Source organism: Sedimentibacter hydroxybenzoicus DSM 7310, from assembly GCF_013403245.1.
In the GTDB taxonomy this organism is placed as follows: Bacteria; Bacillota; Clostridia; order Tissierellales; family Sedimentibacteraceae; genus Sedimentibacter; species Sedimentibacter hydroxybenzoicus.
This window is the reverse complement of the sequence record NZ_JACBNQ010000063.1, coordinates 1-1,231: the sequence shown is the minus strand read 5'-3', so window position 1 is coordinate 1,231 and position 1,231 is coordinate 1. Positions and strand designations below refer to the sequence as shown.

The following is a 1,231-nucleotide window of genomic DNA, read 5'->3' as shown; positions in this document are numbered from 1 at the left end:
TCTGGTCCCAAACCAGATGCGCTACCAAACTGCGCTACGCCCCGTTAAACTTGGGAACATTCCTCTGACCCGCAGAGACTTGCCTGATAGAAAGAGGTGTGTACCCTTTTCAGTTGGTGACATTCTTCCTATCCCTCAAAGACTTTCTCTGGTAAAAAGAAGTGTGTCACCTTTCCTTGCAAACAGGGGATGAGGGAATCGAACCCCCACTAATGGTTTTGGAGACCACTGTCATGCCACTTGACCAATCCCCTATATTTCATGCATAGTACAGTTATGTACGGAGAAGGAGGGATTTGAACCCTCGCATCCTTGCAGATCTACTCCCTTAGCAGGGGAGCCTCTTCGGCCACTTGAGTACTTCTCCATAATGAATGTTAGTATATAACAGCTAACTGTTAATCATTCACTTTTCATTATTCACTACGATGTTAGTCGCATATTTGGCGGAGAGGGTGGGATTCGAACCCACGCGGGCTTTCACCCAAACGGTTTTCAAGACCGCCTCGTTATGACCACTTCGATACCTCTCCAAATGGTGATCCATCGGCGATTCGAACGCCGGACACCTTGATTAAAAGTCAAGTGCTCTGCCAGCTGAGCTAATGGATCGTATTTAATTGGGGACATTCCTCTGACTTCCAGAGACTTGCCCTTTAGAAAGAGGTGTATACCCTTTCCTTTAAAATGGCTGGGATGGCAGGATTCGAACCTACGCATACTAGAGTCAAAGTCTAGTGCCTTACCGCTTGGCGACATCCCAATTAATTTTTTTCTCTTTTATGGCTGGGGTAGTAGGATTTGAACCCACGAATGCCAGAGTCAGAGTCTGGTGCCTTACCGCTTGGCGATACCCCAATAATAATGCACCCAGGAGGATTCGAACCCCCGGCACACGGATTAGAAGTCCGTTGCTCTATCCATCTGAGCTATGGGTGCTCAGTAATTGTGGAGCGGGTGAAGGGAATCGGACCCTCGCGACCAGCTTGGAAGGCTGGGGCTCTACCATTGAGCTACACCCGCATAATACTATTGTTATTGAATTTCACTTTTGTATTCATATATTATTTATTGGATAAGCGGAAGACGAGATTCGAACTCGCGACCCTCGCCTTGGCAAGGCGATGCTCTACCACTGAGCCACTTCCGCAATTTGATGGAAGAGATTGGATTCGAACCAATGAAGGCGTTGCCAACGGATTTACAGTCCGTCCCCTTTAGCCACTCGGGA

Annotated in this window: 9 tRNA genes; all 9 read right to left on the bottom strand. The window is 47.8% G+C overall.

Features of this window, described 5'->3' with window-relative positions:
* Window positions 1–183: 183 nt before the first annotated feature.
* Window positions 184–254 (bottom strand) — tRNA-Trp (locus HZF24_RS18745).
* Window positions 255–281: 27 nt separating this feature from the next.
* A tRNA-Ser gene (locus HZF24_RS18740) sits at window positions 282–367 on the bottom strand.
* Between the two features lie 77 nt (window positions 368–444).
* Window positions 445–533, bottom strand: a tRNA-Ser gene (locus tag HZF24_RS18735).
* Window positions 534–536: 3 nt separating this feature from the next.
* Window positions 537–612, bottom strand: a tRNA-Lys gene (locus HZF24_RS18730).
* Between the two features lie 76 nt (window positions 613–688).
* Window positions 689–763: transfer RNA gene (locus tag HZF24_RS18725), tRNA-Gln, on the bottom strand.
* A 20-nt stretch (window positions 764–783) separates the two neighbouring features.
* Window positions 784–858 (bottom strand) — tRNA-Gln (locus tag HZF24_RS18720).
* Between the two features lie 7 nt (window positions 859–865).
* Window positions 866–939: transfer RNA gene (locus tag HZF24_RS18715), tRNA-Arg, on the bottom strand.
* A 10-nt stretch (window positions 940–949) separates the two neighbouring features.
* Window positions 950–1,023: transfer RNA gene (locus tag HZF24_RS18710), tRNA-Gly, on the bottom strand.
* Between the two features lie 55 nt (window positions 1,024–1,078).
* Window positions 1,079–1,150, bottom strand: a tRNA-Gly gene (locus HZF24_RS18705).
* Between the last annotated feature and the right edge of the window lie 81 nt (window positions 1,151–1,231).